Source organism: Rhizobium sp. LjRoot258 (assembly GCF_964254185.1).
Taxonomy (GTDB): Bacteria; Pseudomonadota; Alphaproteobacteria; order Rhizobiales; family Rhizobiaceae; genus Rhizobium.
On sequence record NZ_CAXUST020000001.1, the window covers coordinates 1,342,007 to 1,367,739 of the forward strand.

27 protein-coding genes are annotated in these 25,733 nt (G+C 58.9%); 23 read left to right on the plus strand and 4 right to left on the minus strand.

Annotated elements, in window-relative coordinates; all coding sequences use genetic code 11:
- Nucleotides 1-84 precede the first annotated feature (84 nt).
- From ACSQ9D_RS06760 to ACSQ9D_RS06795, 8 genes are all read left to right on the plus strand, one after another.
- Complete coding sequence (locus ACSQ9D_RS06760; RefSeq protein WP_436281609.1) at nucleotides 85-867, plus strand: alpha/beta fold hydrolase; 783 nt, start codon at nucleotides 85-87, stop codon at nucleotides 865-867.
- Between the two features lie 120 nt (nucleotides 868-987).
- Nucleotides 988-1,821, plus strand: a complete 834-nt coding sequence (gene cysE, locus ACSQ9D_RS06765; protein WP_037069840.1) for a serine O-acetyltransferase — start codon at nucleotides 988-990, stop codon at nucleotides 1,819-1,821.
- Between the two features lie 122 nt (nucleotides 1,822-1,943).
- On the plus strand, nucleotides 1,944-2,147 hold the full coding sequence (locus ACSQ9D_RS06770) for a DUF3126 family protein (protein ID WP_007532353.1): 204 nt from the start codon (nucleotides 1,944-1,946) through the stop codon (nucleotides 2,145-2,147).
- A gap of 255 nt (nucleotides 2,148-2,402) precedes the next feature.
- Entirely contained in the window at nucleotides 2,403-2,825 is a 423-nt protein-coding gene (locus tag ACSQ9D_RS06775) for a DUF3597 domain-containing protein (protein ID WP_436281610.1), read from the plus strand.
- 227 nt (nucleotides 2,826-3,052) lie between these two features.
- Entirely contained in the window at nucleotides 3,053-3,424 is a 372-nt protein-coding gene (locus ACSQ9D_RS06780) for a phasin family protein (RefSeq protein ID WP_436281611.1), read from the plus strand.
- A 260-nt stretch (nucleotides 3,425-3,684) separates the two neighbouring features.
- Nucleotides 3,685-4,038, plus strand: coding sequence for an ATP-dependent Clp protease adapter ClpS (gene clpS, locus ACSQ9D_RS06785; RefSeq protein ID WP_007790346.1), 354 nt, complete (start codon nucleotides 3,685-3,687; stop codon nucleotides 4,036-4,038).
- A 10-nt stretch (nucleotides 4,039-4,048) separates the two neighbouring features.
- Nucleotides 4,049-6,550 carry an ATP-dependent Clp protease ATP-binding subunit ClpA gene (gene clpA, locus ACSQ9D_RS06790; protein WP_436281612.1) on the plus strand — a complete coding sequence of 834 codons (2,502 nt, stop codon included), beginning with the start codon at nucleotides 4,049-4,051 and terminating at the stop codon, nucleotides 6,548-6,550.
- Nucleotides 6,551-6,664: 114 nt separating this feature from the next.
- Entirely contained in the window at nucleotides 6,665-7,606 is a 942-nt protein-coding gene (locus tag ACSQ9D_RS06795; RefSeq protein WP_436281613.1) for a phosphatase PAP2 family protein, read from the plus strand.
- Here ACSQ9D_RS06795 and ACSQ9D_RS06800 read toward each other — a convergent pair whose 3' ends face one another.
- The 4 genes from ACSQ9D_RS06800 to ACSQ9D_RS06815 all read right to left on the minus strand — a co-directional run bounded on the left by ACSQ9D_RS06800 (nucleotide 7,607) and on the right by ACSQ9D_RS06815 (nucleotide 10,541).
- Entirely contained in the window at nucleotides 7,607-8,032 is a 426-nt protein-coding gene (locus tag ACSQ9D_RS06800; protein ID WP_436281614.1) for an HIT family protein, read from the minus strand. It lies immediately after the preceding gene.
- 53 nt (nucleotides 8,033-8,085) lie between these two features.
- On the minus strand, nucleotides 8,086-9,276 hold the full coding sequence (locus tag ACSQ9D_RS06805) for a GNAT family N-acetyltransferase (RefSeq protein ID WP_436281615.1): 1,191 nt from the start codon (nucleotides 9,274-9,276) through the stop codon (nucleotides 8,086-8,088).
- A gap of 78 nt (nucleotides 9,277-9,354) precedes the next feature.
- Nucleotides 9,355-10,074 (minus strand): glycerophosphodiester phosphodiesterase, encoded by a 720-nt coding sequence (locus ACSQ9D_RS06810; RefSeq protein WP_436281616.1) that lies wholly within the window; start codon nucleotides 10,072-10,074, stop codon nucleotides 9,355-9,357.
- The gene (locus ACSQ9D_RS06815; protein WP_436281617.1) at nucleotides 10,074-10,541 is read right to left on the minus strand and encodes a RidA family protein; all 468 of its coding nucleotides are present in this window, start codon (nucleotides 10,539-10,541) and stop codon (nucleotides 10,074-10,076) included. Before ACSQ9D_RS06815 ends, ACSQ9D_RS06810 begins: the two co-directional genes overlap by 1 nt.
- A 137-nt stretch (nucleotides 10,542-10,678) precedes the next feature.
- Between ACSQ9D_RS06815 and ACSQ9D_RS06820 the strand changes: the two genes are divergently transcribed.
- The 15 genes from ACSQ9D_RS06820 (at nucleotide 10,679) to lpxB (ending at nucleotide 25,706) form a co-directional block, all read left to right on the plus strand.
- Nucleotides 10,679-11,515 carry a cell envelope integrity EipB family protein gene (locus tag ACSQ9D_RS06820; RefSeq protein WP_436281618.1) on the plus strand — a complete coding sequence of 279 codons (837 nt, stop codon included), beginning with the start codon at nucleotides 10,679-10,681 and terminating at the stop codon, nucleotides 11,513-11,515.
- A gap of 118 nt (nucleotides 11,516-11,633) precedes the next feature.
- Nucleotides 11,634-12,344: a pentapeptide repeat-containing protein gene (locus tag ACSQ9D_RS06825; protein ID WP_436283780.1), complete on the plus strand. Its 711-nt coding sequence runs from the start codon at nucleotides 11,634-11,636 to the stop codon at nucleotides 12,342-12,344.
- 233 nt (nucleotides 12,345-12,577) lie between these two features.
- On the plus strand, nucleotides 12,578-13,342 hold the full coding sequence (gene rpsB, locus ACSQ9D_RS06830) for a 30S ribosomal protein S2 (protein ID WP_024316949.1): 765 nt from the start codon (nucleotides 12,578-12,580) through the stop codon (nucleotides 13,340-13,342).
- Between the two features lie 242 nt (nucleotides 13,343-13,584).
- Nucleotides 13,585-14,511 (plus strand): translation elongation factor Ts, encoded by a 927-nt coding sequence (tsf, locus tag ACSQ9D_RS06835; protein WP_037117788.1) that lies wholly within the window; start codon nucleotides 13,585-13,587, stop codon nucleotides 14,509-14,511.
- Nucleotides 14,512-14,604: 93 nt separating this feature from the next.
- Nucleotides 14,605-15,327: a UMP kinase gene (gene pyrH / locus ACSQ9D_RS06840; RefSeq protein WP_024316951.1), complete on the plus strand. Its 723-nt coding sequence runs from the start codon at nucleotides 14,605-14,607 to the stop codon at nucleotides 15,325-15,327.
- A 52-nt stretch (nucleotides 15,328-15,379) separates the two neighbouring features.
- The gene (gene frr / locus ACSQ9D_RS06845) at nucleotides 15,380-15,940 is read left to right on the plus strand and encodes a ribosome recycling factor (protein WP_024316952.1); all 561 of its coding nucleotides are present in this window, start codon (nucleotides 15,380-15,382) and stop codon (nucleotides 15,938-15,940) included.
- Between the two features lie 43 nt (nucleotides 15,941-15,983).
- Complete coding sequence (locus ACSQ9D_RS06850; RefSeq protein ID WP_436281619.1) at nucleotides 15,984-16,730, plus strand: isoprenyl transferase; 747 nt, start codon at nucleotides 15,984-15,986, stop codon at nucleotides 16,728-16,730.
- Complete coding sequence (locus ACSQ9D_RS06855; RefSeq protein ID WP_436281620.1) at nucleotides 16,730-17,563, plus strand: phosphatidate cytidylyltransferase; 834 nt, start codon at nucleotides 16,730-16,732, stop codon at nucleotides 17,561-17,563. Before ACSQ9D_RS06850 ends, ACSQ9D_RS06855 begins: the two co-directional genes overlap by 1 nt.
- Nucleotides 17,564-17,591: 28 nt before the next feature.
- Nucleotides 17,592-18,725, plus strand: coding sequence for an RIP metalloprotease RseP (gene rseP / locus ACSQ9D_RS06860; RefSeq protein WP_436281621.1), 1,134 nt, complete (start codon nucleotides 17,592-17,594; stop codon nucleotides 18,723-18,725).
- A 194-nt stretch (nucleotides 18,726-18,919) separates the two neighbouring features.
- Nucleotides 18,920-21,256 carry an outer membrane protein assembly factor BamA gene (bamA, locus tag ACSQ9D_RS06865; RefSeq protein WP_436283781.1) on the plus strand — a complete coding sequence of 779 codons (2,337 nt, stop codon included), beginning with the start codon at nucleotides 18,920-18,922 and terminating at the stop codon, nucleotides 21,254-21,256.
- Nucleotides 21,257-21,306: 50 nt separating this feature from the next.
- Nucleotides 21,307-22,368 (plus strand): UDP-3-O-(3-hydroxymyristoyl)glucosamine N-acyltransferase, encoded by a 1,062-nt coding sequence (lpxD, locus tag ACSQ9D_RS06870; protein WP_436281622.1) that lies wholly within the window; start codon nucleotides 21,307-21,309, stop codon nucleotides 22,366-22,368.
- The gene (fabZ, locus tag ACSQ9D_RS06875) at nucleotides 22,361-22,828 is read left to right on the plus strand and encodes a 3-hydroxyacyl-ACP dehydratase FabZ (protein ID WP_436281623.1); all 468 of its coding nucleotides are present in this window, start codon (nucleotides 22,361-22,363) and stop codon (nucleotides 22,826-22,828) included. Before lpxD ends, fabZ begins: the two co-directional genes overlap by 8 nt.
- A complete protein-coding gene (gene lpxA, locus ACSQ9D_RS06880) occupies nucleotides 22,825-23,643 on the plus strand; it encodes an acyl-ACP--UDP-N-acetylglucosamine O-acyltransferase (protein ID WP_436281624.1) in 819 nt (272 codons plus the stop codon). The genes fabZ and lpxA overlap by 4 nt, the downstream gene beginning before the upstream one ends.
- A 3-nt stretch (nucleotides 23,644-23,646) precedes the next feature.
- Nucleotides 23,647-24,528, plus strand: a complete 882-nt coding sequence (locus ACSQ9D_RS06885) for an LpxI family protein (protein ID WP_436281625.1) — start codon at nucleotides 23,647-23,649, stop codon at nucleotides 24,526-24,528.
- Nucleotides 24,525-25,706: a lipid-A-disaccharide synthase gene (lpxB, locus tag ACSQ9D_RS06890; protein ID WP_436281626.1), complete on the plus strand. Its 1,182-nt coding sequence runs from the start codon at nucleotides 24,525-24,527 to the stop codon at nucleotides 25,704-25,706. Before ACSQ9D_RS06885 ends, lpxB begins: the two co-directional genes overlap by 4 nt.
- Nucleotides 25,707-25,733: the final 27 nt, after the last annotated feature.

Below are 25,733 nucleotides of genomic sequence, written 5' to 3' on the forward strand. Positions count from 1 at the left end.
GAGGCGGGACGCACAGTTTTTGCAACTGCGAGGGTTTCAGTTCGGCGGCCTATAAAATATGGTCCGGCAAAAAAGGACAGTCCGATGAACTTGAATACGCCCGCCTTTTCCAGCTTCACGCATGACGGTCTGAAGCTCGCTTTCTTCGACGAAGGTGATCCGTCGGGGGTGCCGGTGGTGCTGATCCACGGATTTGCCTCCAGCGCCAACGTGAACTGGGTTCATCCGGGCTGGCTGAAGACATTGGGCGATGCGGGTTATCGCGTCATCGCCATAGATAACCGGGGACATGGTGCAAGCGACAAGCCGCGCGACGCCGAGGCCTATCGTCCTTGGCATATGGCGAGCGATGCGGTTGCGCTCCTCGATCACCTGGGAATTCCGGAAGCCAACATCATGGGCTATTCGATGGGAGCCCGCATTTCCGTGTTCGCGGCACTTGCCCATCCCGACCGCGTCCGCTCGCTGGTGCTCGGCGGTCTTGGGATCGGCATGACCGAGGGTGTCGGCGATTGGGATCCAATTGCGGATGCTTTGCTGACGGCTTCCCTCGAAGACGTCACTCATGATCGCGGACGCATGTTTCGTGCTTTTGCCGATCAGACGAAAAGCGACCGCGAGGCGCTCGCTGCCTGTATCAAGGGGTCGCGCGATCTCGTCGCACGGTCCGATATGGCGAAGATCGACGCTCCAACCTTGATCGGCGTTGGAACGAAGGACGACATTGCGGGTTCAGCCCAAGAGCTTGCAGCACTGATGCCCCATGCACAGGCGCTCGATATTCCTGGTCGCGATCACATGCTGGCTGTCGGAGACCGGATCTTCAAGAAGGCGGTGCTGGAGTTCTACGCCGACGTCGCCGGATAGTGACATGGCCTTGTCACGGCGGTTCGGGACGGCGCAGGAACGATTCCCAGACCACCCATTTATGTTAACAGGTTTTTGCCCTATATAGAGCCGATCCTACGGCATACGAGGAGACCTTTCATGGTCGCAAAGACAGATATTCGCTCTCTTGAGACGGGCAATCCTCTCAAGGTGATGGATCCGATCTGGGACAGCCTGCGCGAGGAAGCGCGTGCTGCCGCAGAAAATGATCCGGTGCTGGCCGCATTTCTCTACTCGACCGTGCTCAACTATCGGTCACTCGAGGAGTGCGTGATCTACCGCATCTGTGAACGTCTCGACCATCCGGACATGCAGGCAATCCTGCTGCGCCAGACCTTCGATCAGATGCTCGAGGATTGGCCGGAGTGGAGTGCCATTCTGCGCGTCGATATTCAGGCAATTTATGATCGCGACCCCGCATGCCTGCGCTTCATGGAAGCCGTGCTCTATTTCAAGGGATTCCACGCGCTGCAGACGCACCGCCTGGCGCACTGGCTGCTGAACCGCGGCCGGCGCGATCTGGCGCTATATCTGCAGAGCAGATCGTCGAGCGTTTTCCAGACCGACATCAATCCCGCAGCGCGTATCGGCAGGGGCATCTTCCTCGATCATGCAACCGGGCTGGTCGTTGGTGAAACCGCCGTCATCGGTGATAACGTGTCGATCCTGCACGGCGTCACGCTAGGCGGCACCGGCAAGGAGGGCTCGGACCGGCATCCCAAGATCGGCAGCGGTGTCCTGATCGGCGCCGGTGCCAAGATTCTCGGCAACATCGAGATCGGCTATTGCTCGCGCGTTGCCGCTGGTTCTGTCGTGCTAAAGGCGGTGCCGCCCAAGACGACCGTGGCGGGCGTGCCTGCCAAGGTGGTCGGAGAAGCAGGGTGTTCTGAACCGTCGCGAATAATGGATCAGGTGATCGGCGCAGATATCTGAGCGCCTCGTTGCCCTAACAGCATATCGGCGGGGAAAGCATTCATGCGTCTGTCCCCGTGCCTTTACAGCGCCGTCTTTCCCATGCAAAAAGCGGCCAACCGAGACCGCTCAGGAGATGCAGTGTGAAGCCCGAAGAAATCAAGAAGCTCGACGCCTATTTCAAGCGCACGTTCAACCCGCAGGTGATCGTCAAGGCACGCCCGCGAAAGAACGATTCCGCGGAAGTCTATCTCGGCGAAGAATTTCTGGGCGTCGTCTATATCGATGACGAGGACGGCGACCGCTCCTATAATTTCTCGATGGCGATCCTCGACGTCGATCTTTGATCCGTGATTGACGGGCGGCGTGCCTTTTCGCCGCCCGTCTGCCTCGGCTCGCGTCCGCGAGCGGCTGGCCGTTAGGGCAGCGGGCGCAATCGAGCTGGAACGCGGCTCAAGCCTTGATCTCGCAAACCTCCGATTGTTTCTTTTCGCAGAGCAATCTTTAGCGGAAAAATGGGCCGCCTTCTCTGGACCACTTTGCCGAATGCTCCATCTCCTCCGCTGAGCATGTGCTCTAGCGCCAAAGGAGGGATGCCGAAAATGGGTATTTTCGACAAGATCAAGCACGCGATTTTCGGTGAGGCCGTCGCCGCTCCGGTCGCCCCGTCTGCCACGCCGGCGCCATCGCCGACCGCAGCAGCGCCAAGCGCTGCGCCGGCAACCACACCACAGCCGACACCGTCAGCCGCGTCGCCCGCCGCGGCCGCGATCGACATCGTGCCGCTGTTGGACGCGGCGGTGAAAAAGAGTGGACAGAAGCTGGATTGGCGCCGCTCGATCGTGGATCTGATGAAGGCAGTCGGCATGGATGCGAGCCTTGCGGAGCGCAAGGAACTTGCCGCCGAGCTTGGTTTTACCGGCGACACGCACGACACCGCCACGATGAACGTGTTCCTGCACAAGGCTCTGATGAAGCGCCTTGCCGAAAACGGCGGAAAGGTTCCGGCCGACCTTCTCGACTGATCGGTCATTGCGGTAGCGCCGCGGCGAATTTTTAGCAAAGCTTCTGGTTGCGGCGCTTCTGATATATTTTAGCGAAATCAAATATCGAATGTCGCCGTCAAGCGCCGTCCAAAAAGCGGGCCTCGATGACGCAATCATAGATTGTTTTGCGATGCACAATGACACTTGACTATTTGTGCATTGCAGCTACGCTTCACCTGCCGCAGAAGCCAAGGAGGATGATGGTCATGTTGAACTTCGATGAAGCCAACCGGAAGAGCAAGGAAGCCATGGATACGATGCTGAAGAGCTACTCGGATACTGCCAAGGGTTTCCAGGCGATCGCCGCCGAGGCCGTTGAATATTCCAAGAAGTCGTTCCAGGATACGGTCACGCATTTTGAAAGCCTCTCGGGGGCGCGCAGCTTCGAAGCTGCGTTCGAGTTGCAGAGCAACTATGTGAAAACCGCATACGAAAGCTTCGTGACCGAAGCCACCAAGCTCGGCGAAATGTATTCCGATCTCGCCAAAAGCGCTTACAAACCATATGAAGCGCCTGTTGCCGCAGCGACCGCAAAGGCGACGAAAGCGGCTGCAGTTGTCGCGCCAGCCGCGGCGTAAAGATACGCGGCACAGGCCGCATAGCTCTTGAAAATCGAGGACCGGCTACGCATCTGCGGCCGGTCTTTTCTTTTTTCACGATGCCTGTCGGCTGCCCATCGCCAGTTTCTGTGTCTTTGCGTCAAGACCGGCCGAATTGTGATTGCAGTGTGAAACGAGGGGCTTAAAATCGCTCCAGGATGAACTAAGTTAGTATTTCGAATATTCGGCGGGAAACACTCCTCCCAGGCCCCGCTGGACCGATCGAGGAATGAAAGAAAATGATCGCAGCGCCGATCCGGATGCAAAACGACAGCGAAAGGAACGGGGACAACGGAAATCGCGGAACCTCGGTCATTACACGCACGAAACCGAAGACCAAGAAGCCCAATCTCTACCGCGTGCTCCTCTTGAATGACGACTACACTCCCATGGAATTTGTCATTCATATCCTTGAGCGTTTTTTTCAGAAGGATCGTGAAAGTGCCACCCGCATCATGCTCCACGTCCACAACCATGGTGTCGGTGAATGTGGAATATTTACATACGAGGTAGCGGAGACGAAGGTGAGCCAGGTGATGGACTTCGCCCGACAGCACCAGCATCCGCTGCAATGCGTCATGGAAAAGAAGTGAGGATCTGAACGTGCCAACATTTTCGCCTAGTCTTGAGAAGGCGCTCCATCAGGCACTGACCTTTGCCAACGAGCGGCATCATGAATATGCCACGCTCGAGCATCTGCTGCTCGCCCTGATCGACGATGCCGATGCGGCCGCGGTTATGGGGGCTTGCAATGTCGACCTCGACGCGCTGCGCAAAACGCTTGTTGAATATGTCGATAACGAACTCTCCAATTTGGTCACCGGCTATGACGAGGACTCCAAGCCGACCTCCGGCTTCCAGCGCGTTATCCAGCGAGCGGTGATCCATGTGCAGTCATCCGGTCGCGAGGAGGTAACAGGGGCAAACGTCCTCGTTGCCATTTTCGCCGAACGTGAGAGCCATGCTGCTTACTTCCTGCAGGAGCAGGAGATGACCCGCTACGATGCCGTCAACTATATCTCCCACGGGATCGGCAAACGTCCAGGCGCATCCGAATCGCGTCCGCCGCGCGGTGCCGATGACGGCGAATCCGAGAGCAAGCCAACGGCGCGTGGCAGCGGCGAGCAGGAGGAGGGCGGTCCTAAGAAGCAGCAGGACGCTCTGAAGGCTTACTGCGTGAACCTCAACGAGAAGGCCAAGGGTGGCAAGATCGATCCGCTGATCGGCCGTCAGGCTGAGGTCAACCGCACCATCCAGGTCCTGTGCCGGCGTTCGAAGAACAACCCGCTTTACGTCGGCGATCCCGGCGTCGGCAAGACGGCGATTGCCGAAGGCCTTGCCAAGCGAATCGTTGAGGGCAAGGTGCCGGAAGCATTGGCCGATGCCACGATATTCTCGCTGGATATGGGCACGCTGCTGGCCGGCACGCGCTATCGCGGCGATTTCGAAGAGCGTCTGAAGCAGGTCGTCAAGGAATTGGAAGAATATCCGGGTGCTGTGCTGTTCATCGACGAGATCCATACCGTCATCGGTGCGGGTGCGACGTCGGGCGGAGCAATGGATGCCTCCAACCTCTTGAAGCCGGCTCTGTCCTCGGGCGCGATCCGCTGCATCGGTTCAACCACCTATAAGGAATACCGCCAGTTCTTCGAGAAGGACCGTGCTCTGGTTCGCCGCTTCCAGAAAATCGACGTCAACGAACCGTCGATCGACGATGCGATCGAGATCATGAAGGGTCTGAAGCCCTACTTCGAAGAGTACCATCACCTGCGCTATTCGAACGAAGCGATCAAGACCGCCGTCGAGCTGTCGGCCCGCTACATTTCGGACCGCAAACTGCCGGACAAGGCAATCGACGTCATCGATGAGACCGGTGCTGCGCAGATGCTGCTGCCGCCGTCCAAGCGCCGCAAGCTGATCACCGAGAAGGAGATCGAAGCGACGGTCGCGACGATGGCGCGTATCCCGCCGAAGACGGTGTCGAAGGACGACGAAGCTGTTCTTGCCAATCTGGAGCAGGAATTGCGCTCGGTGGTTTACGGTCAAGACAACGCGATCGAAGCGCTGTCGACCGCGATCAAGCTCGCTCGCGCGGGCTTGCGCGAACCGAACAAGCCGATCGGATCCTACGTTTTCTCCGGCCCGACCGGCGTTGGCAAAACCGAGGTTGCGAAGCAACTGGCGTCGTCTCTCGGCGTCGAACTCCTGCGCTTCGATATGTCGGAATACATGGAGCGGCATACGGTATCGCGCCTGCTCGGTGCACCTCCCGGCTACGTGGGCTTCGACCAGGGCGGTCTCCTGACCGATGGCGTCGACCAGCATCCACATTGCGTGGTGCTGCTCGACGAGATCGAGAAGGCCCATCCTGACATCTATAACATTCTGTTGCAGGTGATGGACCACGGCACGCTGACGGACCACAACGGCAAGAAGATCGACTTCCGCAACGTCATCCTGATCATGACGACCAATGCGGGTGCGTCGGAGATGGCTAAGGCGGCGATCGGCTTCGGTTCGTCCAAGCGCACGGGCGAGGACGAGGAGGCGTTGACCCGCCTGTTCACGCCCGAGTTCCGCAATCGTCTCGACGCGATCATCCCGTTCGCTGCGCTCCCGACGGAAGTCATCCACAAGGTCGTGCAGAAGTTCATCATGCAACTCGAAGCACAGCTTTCCGAACGCAATGTCACCTTCGACCTGCACGAGGATGCCATCGCCTGGCTGGCTGAAAAGGGTTACGACGACAAGATGGGCGCCCGCCCGCTTGCCCGCGTCATCCAGGACGTCATCAAGAAGCCGCTTGCCAACGAAATCCTCTTCGGCAAGCTGCGGAAGGGCGGCGTCGTCAACGTCACGGTCGGTCCGAAGGAAGACGGCAAGCCCGGCATCATCCTCGAAGCCGTGTCGGATAGCGCGCCGATCAAGCCGAAGCCGGAAGCCGAAGTCGCGCATCCCGAGGCCGATGATGAGGATGACGGCGAGCTGAAGACGAAGGCTCGCCCGAAGAAGACGGCGGCGAAGAAGGCAAAGGCAGTCGTCGAATCCGAGGTGAAGAGCCCGCCCAAGAAGGGCAGTGCGGTTCCACGGGTTCCAAAGAAGTAAAGCGACCAGAAAGGCGGCTGCAAACGGCCGCCTGTTTCTTTGCTGTTACAAGCGATCGCTTAGGCGATTCTTAAATGAACGGGCTTTATATCGGCTCCAGCAAGGAGCCTCGCAATGACGTTTCTACCGGCTGAACGTTTTATCATTTTGATCATCGCGACCTTCGCACTGCTTGATGCTTGGCTGTTGTTCTTGAAGGGCGTTGTAATCGACGTTACCGGATATGCGAGCCTCATCGCCTGTGGCGCCTTCCTGCTCGGGCTTGGCCAATTCTATCGGCATGTCCGCCGCAACGACCGGATTGCGGTAACGGCGATCGCTGCCGGTCTCTTCGTGCTTTTCACGATTGTCGGCTCGATCTTCAACTATCTGCTGTTGCCGCTGCGGTTTCAGCCCATCGACCCAGTTCTTGCTCGCTTTGACGCAGCGATAGGGTTTCACTGGCCGGACTTCGTGACGTGGGCCTCGCAATATCCGTCCGCTGGAATTGTGCTGCAGATGATCTACGCGACGTCATTGCCGCAGCTTGTCGTCATCCTGTTGATCTTGGGTCTTGGCGATCGGACAAGGCTGCTTCATCATTTCCTGATGACCGGCGTGATCGGAGCGCTGATGGCGATCATTTGCTGGTTCTTCTTTCCATCGTTTGGCGCATCATCGATTTACGGGCTGTCGCCAGCGGTGACTGAGGCCGTCCCCCTTGCCGTTGGTCCGCACTACGGTGCTCAGCTTGTCGAGCTCGGACGCAACGGCGCGACCTATTTGACGCCAAGGAACGCGCTGGGACTGATCGGATTTCCGTCGTTCCACACGGTTATGGCGGCTATGTCTGCATGCTTCATGATGCGATGCGGGCCACTCGGCCTACCGTTCCTGCTCTTGAACGTCCTGATGATGCCCGCGATCCTGATACAGGGCGGGCATAATCTTTCCGACGTTCTTGGCGGTTTGCTTGTATTCGGCGTTGCCTACGCACTCGCCGATGCGGCCCTGCGCCAACTTGGAAGGACGCAACGACAACGCCGCACCGGAATCGGGGCCACTGCCGGGGTTTGATCAGAGCTCTGCCTTGATCTTCTCGGCGTTGGCCGCGAGCACCGCATTGTCTTCCATCTGCCCCGAATGCGGACGCAGCGCCATGCCCTCGTAGCGCGGGATCACGTGGAAGTGCAGGTGGAAGATGGTCTGGCCGGCCGCCGGTTCGTTGAACTGGCAGACGAGGACGCCGTCTGCATCGAATGCTTCCTTGACGGCATTGGCGATCTTCTGCACGACCGGGATCGTCTGCGCAAGAACCGCCGGATCGGCATCGAGGATGTTGCGCGAAGTCGCTTTGGGAACGACGAGCACGTGGCCCGGTGCCTGAGGCATCACATCCATGAAGGCAACCGTGTCGTTGTCCTCGTAGATGCGATGCGACGGGATTTCGCCGCGCAGGATCTTGGCGAAGATATTGTTGCTGTCATAGGCGGCGCTGGTCATACGAAATCTCCTCTTTGCTGCTGTGATCGCGTAGCGCGGCAGGGGCGAAAGCGTCAATCCTCCTGTCTGCGCTCGCCCTTTCGAAACGGGCTGTGCTCCGTCAGGATCTCGTTCATCTGTTCGACGTCGTTGCGCTCCCGCTCGAGATAGTCAGCGATCGCCCGGCGCAACCCCGCATGGGCAACATAATGCGCGGAGTGGGTTGTCACCGGCAGATAACCTCGTGCCAGCTTGTGTTCACCCTGGGCGCCGGCTTCAACACGCTTGAGGCCCTTTTCCAGGGCAAAGTCGATCGCCTGATGATAACAGACCTCGAAATGCAGGTACGGGTGGTCCTCGATGCATCCCCAATGGCGGCCATAGAGCGTATCGCCGCCGATGAAGTTGATCGCGCCGGCAATGTAGCGACCGTCGCGTTTTGCCATGACGAGCAGTATGTTGTCCGGCATACGCTCGCCGATCAGCGAGTAGAACTTGCGCGTCAGGTACGGCCGGCCCCACTTTCGGCCGCCCGTATCCATATAAAAGGCGAAGAACTGGTCCCAGATGCGTTCGGTCAGATCGCTGCCGGTCAGCCAATCGATGCTAATGCCGTTTTCGAGTGCGGTGCGGCGTTCCCTGCGAAGTGCTTTGCGCTTGCGCGATGCCAGCGTCTCAAGAAACTCCTCGTGATTGGCATAGCCTTCATTGATGAAATGAAACTGCTGGTCCGTCCTGTGCAGGTAATTCTCGCCCTCGAAGATGCCGATCTCGTCCTCGGGCACGAATGTGATGTGAGCGGAGGACACGCCGAGCCGGCGCACGACTTCCTTGAGGCTCTCGGCTATTGCATGCTGGATCGGCAGGCGCTGCAGACCTTCGGCGACCAGCAGACGTGGGCCGGTCGCAGGGGTAAAGGGAATGGAGCATTGCAGCTTCGGATAGTAGCGTCCGCCCGCTCGTTCGAAGGCATCGGCCCAGCCGTGGTCGAAAACATACTCGCCCTGGCTATGGTTCTTCAAATAACCGGGTAGGGCGCCGACAAGCTCGCCCTTGTCCGTTTCCAATAGCAGATGGTTGCCCATCCAGCCGGTTTGCGCCGTCGCTGATCCCGACTCTTCCAGCGAGGACAGGAAAGCATGCGACACGAAGGGATTGTAGGCGAGCGTGCTGCCTTTTGGGGAGGCCCCGGAAAGCCGCGACCAGCTCTCCTGGGAAATCGCGGTGAAAGACCGCTCGATGCGGATTGAAAGTTCGTCTGTCATGGAGCGAATGCGAGACCGTTTGGGAGGAGAATAGGGCTCATCACCAGTCTGCGCACGATCTTGTCGAAAAAGCGAGCGTCAAACCGAAACGCGCGGATCGAATCCCTCGAATGTCATCTGGTCGGCATTCTCAAACGTGTGCTTTTGTCCCTTTTCATCGCGCACGGTCCAGGTGATGACCACAATCCCCTTTTCACGTTGTGCCGCTATGAACGGGTTCGGCAGGTCGGCGAAGAAATAGGAAATGAAGTCGAGGCCGAGCTCCATGGCCTTTTCGTGCACTTCGAACTCTTCCGGTTTGTTACCCCCTGCCGTCAACCCCACCGGATAGGGGGCATTGAGCGCCTTCAGATCGCGAAGCAGCCAGTGGTCGAAGCTCATCAGGGCGACCTTGCCCTCATAGCCTTCAAGCACTTCGAGAACGGCTTCCGCAAATCCCTCGTCATCGGCCTCGCGGCCTTTCAGCTCGATAACCAAGGGAACCTGACCCTTCACAAGATCCAGCAGTTGCCGCAGCGTCGGTATCTTGTCGGCTGTTGCGCCAACGGAGATGAGGCCGAGTTCCCGTGACGTGCGCTCGCGCACGTCACCCTTGAGATTGCACAGGCGCTCCAGATCCTCATCGTGGAAGATAACAGGCACACCGTCGGAGGCATAATGCAGGTCGCACTCGATCGCAAAGCCTGCTTCGACCGCGCGCGAGAACGCAGAGAGCGTGTTTTCCCACACGGCCTTGTTGAGGTCATGATAGCCGCGATGAGCGACCGGCTGTTCCTTGAGCCATGCAGCTGAGGTCATCAGGCAATTTCCACGATCGCATCGATTTCGACAGCGGCGTTCATCGGCAGGGCGGCCATGCCGACGGCGGCGCGCGCATGCTTGCCGGCCTCACCCAGGACGCCGGCAATCAGGTTTGAGGCGCCATTGATGACGAGGTGCTGTTCGACGAAGTCTGATGTAGAGGCCACGAAGCCGTTGAGCTTGATGACGCGCTTGATGCGGCCAAGATCGCCGCCGAGAGCAGCGCGTGCCTGAGAAAGGATATTGATGGCGCAGAGTTCTGCAGCGCGCTGGCCGGCTTCGACGTCGACATTCTTGCCCAGATGACCGGAGACGGCGATCTTGCCGCGCTCCAGAGGCAGCTGCCCGGAGATGTAGAGGAGGTTCCCGCTGATAACGTAGGGAACGTAGTTTGCGGCCGGGGGCGCAGCCTCGGGCAGGGATATCCCCATTTCTTTTAGGCGCGCAGCGATTTGATCGGACATTTTCCTCTCCGCTTTTATTGTCAATAGTTCTAAAACTATGCATCAAGGCTTGGAATCTAGATTGTGACATTTTCGAGCCTCGATTTGGCCGAAAGCGTTATTATAACATTGCAGGCGAGTCCAATAGGAGATTGTCAATGTTCCGATCGAGTCTTGCCGCACTTCTTCTGGCGAGCGTTTCGACGACCGTCTATGCGGCCGCGCCAGCAACGAGTGCCGCAATTGCGACCGGTCTTGTCGCTCACCGGGCGGTCTATGATCTGGAATTGAAGGACGCCTCGGAGCGGTCCGGCATTTCGGGCATGTCGGGCCGCATGGTTTACGAGTTCGACGGCAACTACTGCACGGGCTTCACCACCAACTTCCGCTTCGTGACGCAGATCGATACGGGCGATGCCGTCCGCGTCAGCGACCAGCAGACGAAGACCTTCGAGAACCTGAAGGACCGCAGGTTCACGTTCGACACCAAGTCTTTTACCGACGACCAGCTCGACAAGGAGGTCAACGGAGCCGCGCAGGACCAGGCTGAAGGCGTGAAGGTTGCCTTGACCCAGCCGACCAGCAAGGAGCTGCAACTTGCCGCGAGCCGGTTCCCGACCGAACATATGCTGGACGTGATCCAGAACGCCAAGGCTGGCAAGCGCCTGTTCGAGGCGCGCGTCTTTGACGGCTCGGATGATGGGGACAAGGCGCTGGTGACGACCACCGTCGTCGGCAAGCAGGTGGCACCGGCGATCGATGAGGCCGATGCGGGCAATGCCGGCGCCTTCGCGAAGGCCGCCTTCTGGCCGGTCACGATCTCGTATTTCAACGAGAATACCAAGACCGACGCTTTGCCTGTCTATCGCATGTCGTTCAAGCTCTACGAAAACGGCATCACGCGCGATCTGACCCTGGACTATGGCGACTTTGTTCTCAGCGGCCGGCTTGCAAAGCTCGAACTGCTCGATAGCACGTCCGCTGCCTGCAAATAATCGTCGCGGATGCTCACCACGACGATTGTCGGTATGTCTAAGTAAACCCTCTCTATGCTAGTAATTCGAAAGGCGCTGATTTGGGCGCAAGAGTCGGATTGGAGTGAGAATCTTGGCGATGCGGCATGGTGTATTGAGTGGTGGACTCTCCGGAATCTCAGCTGGCTTGGTTGCGTTGACGCTGTTCGCGAGCACTCCAGCCTCGGCGTCGGATTGCGGCAGGACGCCGGTGGCAGGAATTGATTGGCGCGAGTGCAGCAAGAAGAATCTGATGTTGCAGGGAAGCGACTTTCAGGGTGCCAACCTGGCAGGCACGGACCTGAGTCTTACCAATCTCAGCGGTACCAATCTCACCTCGGCGAATCTCGAGAAGGCAACGTTGGCGCGGGCGTGGTTCACGGGAGCTCAGGCCGGTAAGGCGAATTTCTCGAAGATCGAGGCTTATCGATCCGGGTTCGAGAACGTTTTCGCAGAGGGAGCGTCGTTCGCAGGCGCAGAACTTCAGCGCTCCAATTTCAATGGCGCAAAGCTCAGCGGTGCGAACTTCGAGAAAGCCGAGCTTGGCCGTGCGAGCTTCGCCAAAGCCGTTCTCACAGGAACCAACTTCTCTCTCGCCAATCTGTCGCGCGCCGACCTCAGCAAGGCAACCTTTGAGGGGCCGGTAGCATTCGATCGCGCCTTCATGTTTTTGACGCGAATCGAAGGGCTTGATTTGTCTGCCGCGACGGGGCTCGAGCAGGCTCAGGTCGATCTTGCCTGCGGCGATGCGAGGACGAAGTTGCCTGCCGGCCTTTCCGCACCGGCAAACTGGCCCTGCGAGTCCGATTGATCGCACTGGTGTGGCGCCTTCAGCCGGGGTCGACTACACAGCCACGAGCCTCCATTGTCGCTTTTTTTCGCAGGAAGCCTTGATTTTCCGGATAAGGGAGGGTATGGCGACCCGCATTCCACACGTAAGGCATGGGATTGTCCGGGAGAAATCCGGATGGTTCCGCCCGGTGGCATTCTCGAAGAGGATGCTGTTAGCCTTGCGGAGGTTCAACCGGAAAAGGATAACAAGGCATGGCATTGCCCGATTTCTCTATGCGCCAGCTCCTCGAAGCAGGCGTCCACTTCGGCCACCAGACGCACCGCTGGAACCCGAAGATGAAGCCGTACATTTTCGGCGATCGTAACAACATCCATATCATCGACCTCGCTCAGACCGTTCCGATGCTGTCGCGCGCCCTGCAGGTTGTTTCCGACACCGTTGCTCGTGGCGGCCGCGTTCTTTTCGTCGGCACCAAGCGCCAGGCTTCCGAGCTCATCGCTGACTCGGCCAAGCGTTCCGCTCAGTACTACGTCAACTCGCGTTGGCTCGGCGGCATGATGACCAACTGGAAGACGATCTCCAACTCGATCCAGCGTCTGCGCAAGCTCGACGAAATCCTTGGCTCCGAGCAGTCCGGCTACTCCAAGAAGGAGCGCCTGACCCTCGAGCGCGAGCGCGAAAAGCTCGACAAGGCTCTCGGTGGTATCAAGGACATGGGCGGCACGCCGGACCTGATGTTCATCATCGACACCAACAAGGAAAAGATCGCGATCGACGAAGCCAAGCGCCTCGGCATCCCGGTTGTCGCAATCATTGACTCGAACTGCGATCCGGATCTGATCGACTATCCGATCCCGGGCAACGACGACGCTTCGCGCGCCATCGCTCTTTACTGCGACCTGATCGCCCGTGCTGCCATCGACGGGATCGCTCGTCAGCAGAGCTCGTCGGGCCGCGACCTCGGCGCATCGATCGAAGCTCCGGCTGAGCCGGCGCTCGACGAAACCGGCGCCTGATAGAAGAAGCAGGTGGGCTGAACTGCCCGCCATGCTTTCCAGAGATTGGGAAAGGCCGCTCGCGACTTTTAGAAGTTCGGCGGCCTTGACCGTTTCAGGCGGGGGCGGTCAGCCCGTCGCCATACGAGTTTCGTTATGACGCGTCTTTCATCACGCTGTCATACATACAGGTACATTTCGTGCCTCAATCCGGTGCCCACCGCCTTTTGCGGGCCACCGTTTGAACCGACAAGAGGAAGCTTATGACCGAGATTACGGCTGCACTGGTGAAGGAACTGCGCGAAAAGTCCGGCGCAGGCATGATGGACTGCAAGAAGGCGCTGCTTGAAAACAACGGCGATATCGAAGCCGCAATCGACTGGCTGCGCGCCAAGGGCATCTCCAAGGCCGACAAGAAGTCGGGCCGTACCGCCGCTGAAGGCCTGATCGCCATTGCCGGTGCCGGCCACAAGGCCGTCGTCGTAGAACTCAACTCCGAAACCGACTTCGTTGCCCGTAACGACGCCTTCCAGGATCTCGTTCGCGGCATCGCCAACGTTGCTCTTTCGACCGACGGCACGGTTGAGGCCATTTCGGCTGCGACCTACCCGGCATCCGGCAAGCCGGTCGCCGACACCATCAAGGACGCGATCGCGACCATCGGCGAGAACATGACGCTCCGTCGTGCAGCCAAGTTGGAAGTCGAGCACGGCGTCGTTGCGACCTACATCCACAACGCTGCCGGCGACGGCATCGGCAAGCTCGGCGTTCTGGTTGCGCTGAAGTCGAATGGCGACAAGGCCGTTCTGACGTCGATCGGCCGCCAGGTCGCCATGCACATCGCTGCGACCAATCCGCTGGCCATCCGCGCCGAAGAAGTCGACGCCGCCGTTGCCGAGCGCGAACGGAACGTGTTCATCGAACAGGCCCGCGAATCCGGCAAGCCGGAAGCCATCATCGAAAAGATGGTCGACGGCCGCATGCGCAAGTTCTTCGAAGAAGTCGCTCTTCTGTCGCAGGCCTTCGTGATCAATCCCGACCTGACGGTCGGCGCTGCGATCAAGGAAGCTGAAAAGGAAGCCGGCGCGCCGATCGAAGTTACCGGCATGGCACGACTGCTGCTCGGCGAAGGCGTCGAGAAGGAAGAATCCGACTTCGCTGCCGAAGTCGCCGCCGTCGCCAAGGGCTGATAAACCTATAAATGTGAAAACCGAAGGGCATCGCGTGACAACGCGGTGCCCTTCGTGTATCCGGGCCTCAGCGGTGATATACGAGGAGCCACGATGTCGTCAGAGCCTGTCTACAAACGCGTTCTACTCAAGGCTTCCGGCGAAGCCCTCATGGGCAGCCAGGGATTTGGAATTGATGTAGCGGTCGCAGACCGCATTGCGGCTGACATAGCCGAAGCGCGGCAAATGGGTGTGGAAGTCGGCGTCGTCGTCGGCGGCGGCAACATCTTCCGCGGCGTCGCAGTTGCCTCCAAGGGCGGCGATCGTGTGACTGGCGACCACATGGGTATGCTTGCGACCGTGATCAACGCGCTGGCGCTGGCAACCTCGCTGCGCAAGCTCAACATCGATACCGTCGTACTGTCGGCGATTGCGATGCCCGAGATCTGCGAGAGTTTCTCACAGCGCGCGACGCTCTATCACCTGTCGCTCGGCCGCGTCGTGATCTTCGCAGGCGGTACCGGAAACCCGTTCTTCACGACGGACTCGGCGGCCGCGCTGCGCGCTGCCGAAATGGGTGCGGAAGCGATCTTCAAGGGAACGCAGGTCGATGGTATTTATTCCGCAGACCCGAAGAAGGATCCGGAAGCGACCCGTTTCGACCATCTGACGCACAAGGAAGTCCTCGACAAGGGGCTGGCCGTCATGGACGTCGCGGCCGTGGCGCTGGCACGGGAGAATTCAATTCCGATCATCGTCTTCTCGATCCACGAGAAGGGTGGTTTTGCTGAAATCCTCAAGGGCGGCGGCCTCAAGACCGTCGTTTCTGATAACTGATCGAGTGGACGGCTGGTTTTGCCGCAGCTTCTACCAAGACGGGAGCAATGAAATGAGTGAAGGCATCGACATCAAGGAACTCAAGCGCCGCATGGATGGTGCGATTTCCGCGTTCAAGCACGATATCGCATCGTTGCGCACGGGCCGCGCCTCGGCCAACATTCTCGACCCCGTCATGGTCGAGGCCTATGGTTCGCGTGTGCCGCTGAACCAGGTGGCCAACATTACCGTGCCGGAGCCACGCATGCTGTCGGTTTCGGTCTGGGACAAATCGATGGTCAACGCGACCGACCGCGCCATCCGCGAGTCGAATCTCGGCCTCAATCCGATCATCGACGGCCAGAACCTGCGCATTCCGCTGCCCGAACTCAATGAGGAACGCCGCAAATCGCTGGTGAAAGTCGCCCACGACTATGCCGAGAAGAGCAAGGTTGCAATTCGCCATGTGCGCCGCGACGGTATGGACGGTCTTAAGAAAGCCGAAAAAGACGGTGTGATTGGCCAGGATGAAAGCCGGGCGCAATCAGATCGTGTGCAGAAGATGACAGACGAGACGATTTCTGAAGTCGACCGCTTGCTTGGCGAGAAGGAAAAGGAAATCATGCAGGTTTAGGGCGCGCTGCGGCTGCGCCTTTGCTGCAAGAACCGGACGGGAAATGTCGGAACGAACATTTTTGACTGTGCCAGAACACGTCGCCATCATCATGGATGGCAACGGCCGATGGGCAAAGCAGCGCGGACTTCCGCGGACGATGGGTCATCGAAAGGGCGTTGACGCGGTGCGCGAGACCGTGCGCGCTGCGGGTGACGCAGGGATCAAGTATCTCACCCTCTTCGCCTTTTCCTCGGAGAATTGGCGCCGTCCGGAAACGGAGGTTTCCGATCTGCTTGGCTTGCTGAAGGCCTTCATTCGTCGCGACTTGGCGGAGCTTCATCGCCAGAACGTGCGCGTGAAGGTGATCGGCGACCGGCTCAGCCTCAAGAGCGATATCCTCGATCTTCTGGTGGACGCAGAAGAGAGGACGAAGTCGAACACCGCGCTGACCCTCGTTATCGCCTTCAACTATGGTTCGCGCGACGAGATCGCTCGTGCAATGGCAAGTCTTGCGCTTGACGTCGAGGCCGGACGGTTGAGGGCGCAGGACATTTCACCCGCGCTCATCAATGCGCGGCTCGATACGGCGGGCATCCCGGATCCCGATCTGATCATCCGTACGAGCGGCGAGGAGCGCCTCTCCAACTTCCTGCTCTGGCAGGCCGCTTACTCGGAGTTCATTTTCGTTCCTGAGTATTGGCCCGATTTCAGCCGGGAGATCTTTTATTCAGCGTTGGAGACCTTCGCGTCGCGCGACCGTCGCTTCGGTGGATTGGTAGCGCAAACGGCTGCGGCAGTAGGCACCTGATGCAGCAGGAGCTGAAGTTACGCATTCTCTCCGGAGTGATTCTTGCCGTCATCGTTCTTTTCGCCACCTGGTATGGTGGTGTCGCCTTTAGCCTTTTGTCCGCATTGATCGGACTGCTGATTTACTATGAATGGTCGACAATCACGAGGCTTGCGAGCGAGCAACCGGTCGCCAACGCAATCGGTTGGCTGGGGCAGGTGGCGATCGCCGTGGCCGTGGTGGCTGGCACATTTAGCTATTCGCTGCTTCTCTTATCGCTGTTCTTCCTGGTTGCTGTCGGCTTCGTGCTTGTGTCGGGAACATCACGCTGGTTTCCAACGGGTATGATGTACGCTGGTCTTACCGGCATTGCGCTCTCGAGTATCCGCGGCGCCGACAGCGTCGGGCTCGTTGCGATGCTCTTCGTCTTTGCAGTCGTGTGGGCAACCGACATTCTTGCCTATTTTGTCGGCCGTGCTATCGGCGGCCCGAAACTGGCGCCGAAGATATCTCCCGGAAAGACGTGGTCCGGCGCCATTGGCGGTGCCGTCTGCGCAGTGATTGCCGGCAGTCTGGTTACCTATTTCGCGTTTCCGCAAAGCGTCGTGTTTGTGGCGCCGATCGCGTTCATCCTGTCGATATGTAGCCAGACCGGCGATCTCTTCGAATCCTTCATCAAGCGCCGCTTTGGCGTCAAGGATTCGAGCCGTCTGATTCCTGGGCATGGTGGCGTCATGGACCGGGTCGACGGGCTCATTTTTGCCTGCTTTGCAGCGTTCTTGCTAGCTGGGCTTTTTTCGCTGATAAAGGGCGGCGAAATGACGTCGCTCGGTGCAGCCCTGTTCGGCGTATAATGTCTGCAAAGGCTGGCGGAAAGATCAGATGCTTGGCTTGACCGGTATATTGGCGTTCCTGACGGGCTATATCGTGCCCTTCGTCCTCGTCTTGTCGTTGCTCGTCTTCGTGCACGAGATGGGGCATTATCTTGTCGGGCGCTGGAGCGGCATCCGGATATTGGCGTTCTCGATCGGCTTTGGCCCGGAATTGGTCGGCTTCACCGACAAGCACGGAACCCGCTGGAAGCTCTCACTGATACCGCTTGGCGGCTACGTCCGCTTTTTCGGCGACGAGGATGCATCGAGCAAGCCCGATGATGACAAGCTAGCGGCGATGTCGGAAGAGGATCGTGCGCGTTCGTTTGCCGGCGCGAAGCTGTGGAAGCGTGCCGCAACGGTTGCCGCCGGCCCGATTGCCAATTTCGTCCTGGCGATTGCGATTTTTGCGGTTCTTTTCTCGATCTATGGCCGATCGGTCGCGGATCCCGTTGTCGCGGAAGTCAAGCCGGGCAGCGTTGCTGCCGAGGCGGGCGTCGTGCCGGGTGACCTTCTGATCGCTATCGATGGCGCGAAGGTCGAGACTTTCGACGACGTCCGGCGCTACGTCAGCATTCGGCCCGAGCAAAGAATCATCGTGACGATCGAGCGCAACGGCGAGAAGTTGGATGTGCCGATGGTACCTGCACGAACCGACATGACCGATCAGTTCGGCAACAAGATCGAGATCGGCCTTATCGGTATCGTCACGAACCAGGAGGTCGGCCACTTCCGGGTGCAGACCTATTCGCCGCTGGCGGCGGTCAAGGAAGGAACGATCCAGACCTGGCACATCGTGACCGGCACCTTCAAGTATATCGGCAATCTTGTCTCCGGTTATATGAAGCCCGACCAGCTCGGTGGACCGATCCGCGTCGCGCAGGCTTCCGGCCAGATGGCGACACTAGGCGTTGCAGCTTTGCTGCAGCTCGCTGCTGTCTTGTCGGTTTCTATCGGATTACTGAACTTGATGCCGGTTCCGGTACTTGATGGTGGTCATTTGATGTTCTATGCGATTGAGGCGGTGAGAGGAAAACCGTTGGGATCGTCTGCCCAAGACATTGCGTTCCGCATTGGCTTGGCGATGGTTTTGAGCTTGATGGTTTTTGCCACCTGGAACGATATTAGTGCTTTGATAGGCTGATTGCCGGACGAGGGAAAATTACCGTTTATTTACGATGTTTCAAAGCTGTAGTGGCGAATGCGTCACGCTTGGAAATGAAGTAAACAGAAATTAACGTGCTCCCTTGCTTGTATGTCAAAAGCGGGTAAAACGACACACGTGACCGGAATCGGGCGACGCCTGGGCCGGGGACGAGAAAAAAGGTAATGGGTGAAATGAAGGCTGGTTCAAGATTTTTGAACGCAGTATCGGCGGTTGCGCTGTCTGCAGGTATTGTTGCTTCGGGGGCAGGTGCAACGGTTTTCGTCTCGGCAACGACGGCAGAAGCTGCAGTCATTCAGCGTGTTGATGTACGCGGCGCAAGCCGTGTCGGCGCCGAAGCCGTACGCTCGAACCTGACGATCGTGCCTGGCAAGAGCTTCTCCAACACAGACATCGATGACTCGGTCAAGCAGCTTTACGACACCGGCTATTTTTCGGACGTCAAGATTTCCGTCTCCGGTAGCACGCTGGTTGTTTCCGTTGAGGAAGCGCAGCTGGTCAACCAGGTCGTTTTCAACGGCAACCGCAAGATCAAGGACGACAAGCTCGCCGCTATCGTCAAAACGCACGCGGCCGGACCCTATAACGAAGCGCAGATCCAGTCCGACATTCAGGCAATCAAGGACGCGTACGCCGCGACCGGCCGCAGCGAAGTCCAGGTGACCACGCAGGTCGTGCCGCTCGGTGAGGGACGCGTCAATCTGGCCTTTGTCGTCGACGAAGGTGATCGCACCAAGATTGGTGCCATTAATTTCGTTGGCAACAACGCCTATAGTTCGGGTCGTCTCTCTTCGGTCATCGCGACGAAGCGCTCGAATTTTCTGTCGTTCCTGACCCGCAAGGACGTCTATAGCGAAGACAAGCTTCATGCCGACGAAGAAACGCTGCGTCAGTTCTACTACAATCGCGGCTATGCCGACTTCCGTATCATCTCATCGGATGCGGCTTTCGACGAGGCAACGAACAAGTACACGCTGACCTTCAACATCGAAGAGGGGCCGCGCTATAATTTTGGTGCCGTGACCGTGCAGTCGACTGTTCCCGGTATTGATTCTACGCAGCTTCAGGGAATCGTCCTCACGCACGAAGGTCAGGTCTACAGCGCCAAGCAAGTCCAGAAGTCGATGGAAGCGATCTCCGATCAGGTCGCCTCCGCCGGATATCCGTTTGCCCGCGTAACGCCGCGCGGCAATCGTGATCTGAACAACAACACGATCGGCGTTGAATACCTCGTTGATCAGGGCGAGCGCGCCTACGTAGAACGCATCGAAATCCGCGGCAACAGCCGTACGCGTGACTTTGTCATTCGTCGCGAGTTCGACATGAGCGAAGGCGACGCCTTCAATCAGCAGATGATCACCAGGGCCAAGCGCCGTCTCGAGGCTCTCGGCTATTTCTCGTCCGTCAACATCTCGACGCAGCCTGGCAGTTCGCCCGATCGCGTTGTTGTCGTCGTTGATGTGCAGGACCAGGCGACCGGCTCGTTCGGTATCGGCGCAGGCTATGCTGCCGGCGGCGATGGTCTGTTGCTCGAAGCATCTGTCGAGGAAAAGAACTTCCTGGGTCGCGGTCAGTACATCAAGATTAGCGCCGGTGGTGGTCAAGAGGGCTCTCAGACCTATGGCTTGAACTTCACGGAGCCCTACTTCTTGGGCTATCGCCTGGCTGTTGGTTTCGATCTTAACCACAGTGAGACGTCGAGCAACGACAACTACGACTACGAGGAAAACAGTGGCGTATTGCGCGCGACGGCGCCGATCACGGAAGATCTGGCGACGACGTTCCGCTACAACTACAAGCAGATGAAGTATGATCCCTCGGGCTCGCTGAGCAATCTGTCTGCGCCATACCAGAACCTCGTTGAAAACAGCCCGTGGGTGAAGTCGTCCGTTTCGCAGACGCTGACCTATAACACGCTCGATGACATGACGCTGCCTCGCGAAGGTATCTATGCAAGCGCCACGCATGAAATCGCTGGCCTTGGTGGCGACTCGGAATTCTACAAGATCTACGGTAAGGCGCGGTATTTCCACCTGCTTGCGGATGATGCCGATATCATCGGATCGGTTTCGGGTTCGGCGGGTTACGTCATCGGCTTTAACAAGAATCTGAACGTCTTTGACCAGTTCACGCTGACCAACGGCGATATTCGCGGCTTCGAGAACAAGGGCATCGGCCCACGCATTGCCGGGGCAAACGACGACCCGCTCGGTGGGACGACCTATTTTACGGTGTCGGCTGAAGCGACCTTCCCACTCCCTGCGGTCCCGCGGGACTTCGGCCTGCGCGGTGCCGTGTTCGCCGATGCAGGTACGCTGTTTGGCAATGACGTCGATCCGCGTGGTGATAGTGTGAACGGCGTTGATGCATCGCTGCGTGCTTCTGTCGGTGTTGGTCTTATGTGGGCGTCGCCATTCGGTACACTGCGCGTCGACTACGCTATTCCGGTTCTCAAGGAAGACTTCGACAAAACTCAGCACTTCAAGTTTGGCATAAACAACCAATTCTGATATCGGCAGTCCGGAACCGTAAAATCGAATTCCGTTCTGGAGATTTGCCGATGGAGCAAAATGGCTTTTTTCTGCCCCATGATGGCGTGAAACTCTTGGAGTTGGCGCAGTATCTTGGGGCAGAGCTTGCTGATCCTAAAAATGCGGATGTCGTGATCCGTTCCGTTTCGCCCGTAAGCCGGGCGAAGGCGGGCGATCTCTGCTACATCATGTCGAAGAGGAGCAAGGACGAGCTCGCGACGTGCGCGGCGTCTGCCGTCCTTTGCAGTGCCGGCCTGCGATCGCTGGTGCCGGATCATCTGCCTGTTCTGATTTCGAAGAATGCTCATGCGGCCTTTGCCATGGCGGGGGGCTATCTCTATCCGAAGGCGCTGCGGCCTGAAGCACTGTTGTCCGAAGCTTACGGTATCTCCGATCGCGCGATCGTTGATCCGACCGTCCGGCTCGAGGGCAAGGTTTCGGTCGAGCCATTCGCGGTCATTGGTGCGCATGCTGAAATCGGTGAGGGCACGCATATCGGGGCGGGCGCCATCATCGGGCCAAACGTCAAGATTGGCCGCAATTGCACGATCGCGGCTGGTGCGAGTGTGCTGTGCGCACTCGTCGGCAATGGCGTCATCATTCACAACGGTGCGCGGATCGGCCAAGATGGCTTCGGTTACGCCCCGGGCCCGCGCGGGATGATCAAGATCGTGCAGGTCGGCCGGGTCATCATCCAGGATCATGTTGAGATCGGCGCCAACACCACGATCGATCGCGGGACGATGGATGATACGGTCGTCGGCGAAGGCACAAAGATCGACAATCAGGTGCAGATTGGCCACAACGTCCGTATCGGGCGCCATTGCGCCATCGTTTCCCAGGTAGGCATTGCCGGCAGCACGGTGGTCGGCGATGGCGTGCAGATCGGCGGGCAGGCTGGACTGAACGGACATATCAAGATTGGTGACGGAGTGCAGATCGCCGCAAAGAGCGGAGTGATCGGAGACATACCTGCCGGCGAACGCTACGGTGGCGTCCCCGCGCGTCCCATCAACGATTTTCTGCGAGAGACGGCAGCGATTTTGGCGCGATCAACGGGCAGCAAGAAAATGGGAGAAAAGAATGACTGAGGAAGCCAAGACTTCGCTCTCTTCGGCGGATATCACCGAGATCATGAAGCTGCTGCCGCATCGTTATCCGTTCCTGCTTGTGGACCGGATTATCGAGATCGATGGCGACGATTCCGCGATCGGCATCAAGAACGTGACGGCAAACGAACCGCACTTCACCGGTCACTTTCCGGGGTCGCCGATCATGCCGGGTGTTCTGCTCATCGAGGGCATGGCTCAGACGGCCGGCGCGATCTGCGCCAAGAAGCAGGGTGAGACCGGCAACCTGGTCTACTTCATGACGATCGACAATGCCCGCTTCCGCAAGCCGGTCGTTCCCGGTGATCGCGTCGAATATCACGTGAAGAAACAGAAACAGCGCGGTAATATCTGGAAGTTCCATTGCGATGCTAAGGTTGATGGAGCGCTCGTCGCTGAAGCCGACATCGGGGCGATGATCGTTCGCAAGGATCAGGCATGAGCACTATAGCAGCCACCGCCAGCATTCACGCTATGGCCGTCGTCGAAGATGGCGCCGTGATCGGCGAGAACGTCAAGATCGGCCCTTTTTGCCATGTCGGCCCGAAGGTCGTGCTGGGCGATAACGTGGAACTGCTGACGCACGCGGTTGTGTCCGGCCAGACGACGATCGGAAAGGGATGCCGCATTTTCCCGATGGCCGTCATCGGCGGCGATCCGCAGAGCGTTCATCATGGCGGCGAAGAGACGACCTTGACGGTTGGCGACAACTGCACTTTCCGCGAAGGCGTGACGGTAAACACGGGTACCGCCGATTTCGGTGGTCGGACGATCGTCGGCAACAACAATCTCTTCCTGGCGAATTCTCATGTCGCCCATGATTGCAGGGTCGGAAACAACGTCATCATGTCCAACAATGTGATGCTCGCGGGTCACGTGACGATCGAGGATCGTGTCATTCTCGGTGGCGGCTGTGCCGTGCATCAGTTCACGCGTGTCGGCCGGCAGGCCTTTGTCGGTGGGCTCTCGGCTGTCAGCTATGATGTCATTCCCTATGGCATGCTCAACGGCAATCCAGGTCTTCTGAGCGGCCTGAACGTCGTTGGCATGACCCGCGCCGGTGTTGACCGGGCGACGATTCATGCCGTGCGGCGCGCCTACAAGGCGATCTTCGAAGGCGACGGTTCGATCCGGGACAATGCCGCCGCGATCAGGGAAGAGTATGCCGATTGCGAACAGGTCATTCAGATTCTCGATTTCATTGCCGCCGAAAGCGATCGCGCTCTTTCCTCTCCGACGAGGGGACAGAAAGGGTGATGCTTGGCTCTCGCTGGTGACATGACAAAAGGCCGCTTGGCAATCATCGCGGGCAGTGGCCTTCTGCCGTCTCATGTCGCCACCGCGGCGCGGCAAGCAGGTGAGAATCCCTTCATTGTTGCGCTCAAGGACGAGGCCGACCGTTCTTGGGAAGGCTTTGACCACGCAGTCATCGGCGTCGGCGATTTCGCTGCTCTCAATCGCGTCTTTGAAAGCAACGGCATCGACCGCGTCGTCATGTCTGGCGCTGTACGCCGGCGTCCGGAGTGGCGGGAAGTCCGGCCGACGCTGAAGACGCTGGTGAAATTGCCGTCGACAATCCGTACGCTGCTCGCTGGTGGCGACGATACGGTGCTGCGTATGGTTATCACCTTGATTGAAGAGAATGGACGCCGGGTCGTCGGCGCGCACGAGATCGCACCGGATCTGCTTGCATCCGTCGGTCCATTGGGCGCCTTGCAGCCAAGCGCCGACGATACGAAGGACATCATACGAGCAGCCGAAGCGGCGGATGCGCTCGGTAGGCTGGACGTTGGTCAGGGGTCGGTTTCAGTCGGCGGCCGCATCGTTGCGCTCGAAGGAGTGGAAGGCACGGACAGCATGCTGGAGCGTGTCGCGAACCTGCGGTCGGCTGGGCGAATTTCCGCGCGCCGGCGCGGCGTGCTCGTGAAACTCTGCAAGCCTCAGCAGGATATCCGCGCGGACCTGCCATCGATCGGTATTTCGACGATCGAGAACCTGCGTCAGGCGGGATTGGCCGGCGTGGCCGTTGAAGCGGGCCGCTCGCTGATCCTGGAGCGTGACGCTGTCATCAAGGCCGCGGATGAGGCTGGTATCTTCGTGTGCGGACTGGATAGGGGATTGCCATCCTGGGGGTTAGCGTGAGCGAGTCTTCGCTAAAAGTTGCTATCGTCGTTGGAGAGGTTTCGGGCGATCTTCTGGGCGCCGATCTGGTCGCGGCCCTGAAGCGGCAGTATCAAGGTCGCGTGGAGCTGATCGGCGTCGGCGGCGAGGGGCTGGACGCGCTGGGCCTGCGCTCGCTTTTCGATTTCTCCGAACTGTCGGTCATGGGCATCACACAAGTGCTTTCGAACCTGCCGCGGCTGGTTCGACGCATTCGAGAGACGGCGGCGGCGATCATCGCGGCAAAGCCGGATGTGCTTATTATCGTCGACAGTCCCGATTTCACCCATAGGGTCGCCAAGCGTGTGCGCGTGGCGCTGCCTGAACTGCCCGTCGTCAATTATGTCTGTCCAAGCGTATGGGCGTGGAAGGAATACCGCGCGCAGCGCATGCTCGCTTACGTGGACCAGGTGCTGGCAGTCTTGCCCTTCGAGCCGGAAGTGATGCGCAAGCTGGGTGGTCCGCCGACAATCTACGTTGGTCACCGTTTGACTGCCGATCCGAACCTGCTGGACGCACGGCGCCAGCGTGCGCAGACGAAACCGCGAAGTGAAACCGACCGCAAGACGGTGATGTTGCTGCCCGGTTCGCGTTCGTCCGAGATCATGAAGCTGCTGCCGCATTTTGGCGATGCCGTGAGCGAGCTGGTGGCGCGCAACGGCGACGTGCGCTTCGTTTTGCCGACCATGCCACGACGCGACCCCATGATCCGTGATCTCGTCAAGGATTGGACGACCAAGCCGGAGATCGTGACAGGGGTGGAGGCGAAGTGGCAGGCATTCGCTGAAGCGGATGCGGCCATGGCCGCGTCCGGGACTGTCGTGCTGGAGCTTGCGCTGACCGGTGTTCCCTGCATTTCGGCCTACAAGACCGACTGGATCATCAAGCTCATGACCAGCAAGATCAAGACGTGGAGCGCGGCCCTTCCGAACCTGATCGCGGACTACACTGTCGTGCCCGAATATATCAATGAAGTCGTCCGAGGCGGCAGCTTTGCACGCTGGATGGAGAAGCTTTCGGCAGATACCTTGCCGCGACGGGCGATGATGGAGGGGTTTGACGTCCTCTGGCAGAGGATGCAGACGGAAAAGCCGCCCGGAGAACACGCGGCTGAGATCGTTCTCGACGTCCTTCAAAAGAAAAAGCCCGGCCATTTCTGACCGGGCTCTTTGCTGTCTGCTGTCGCG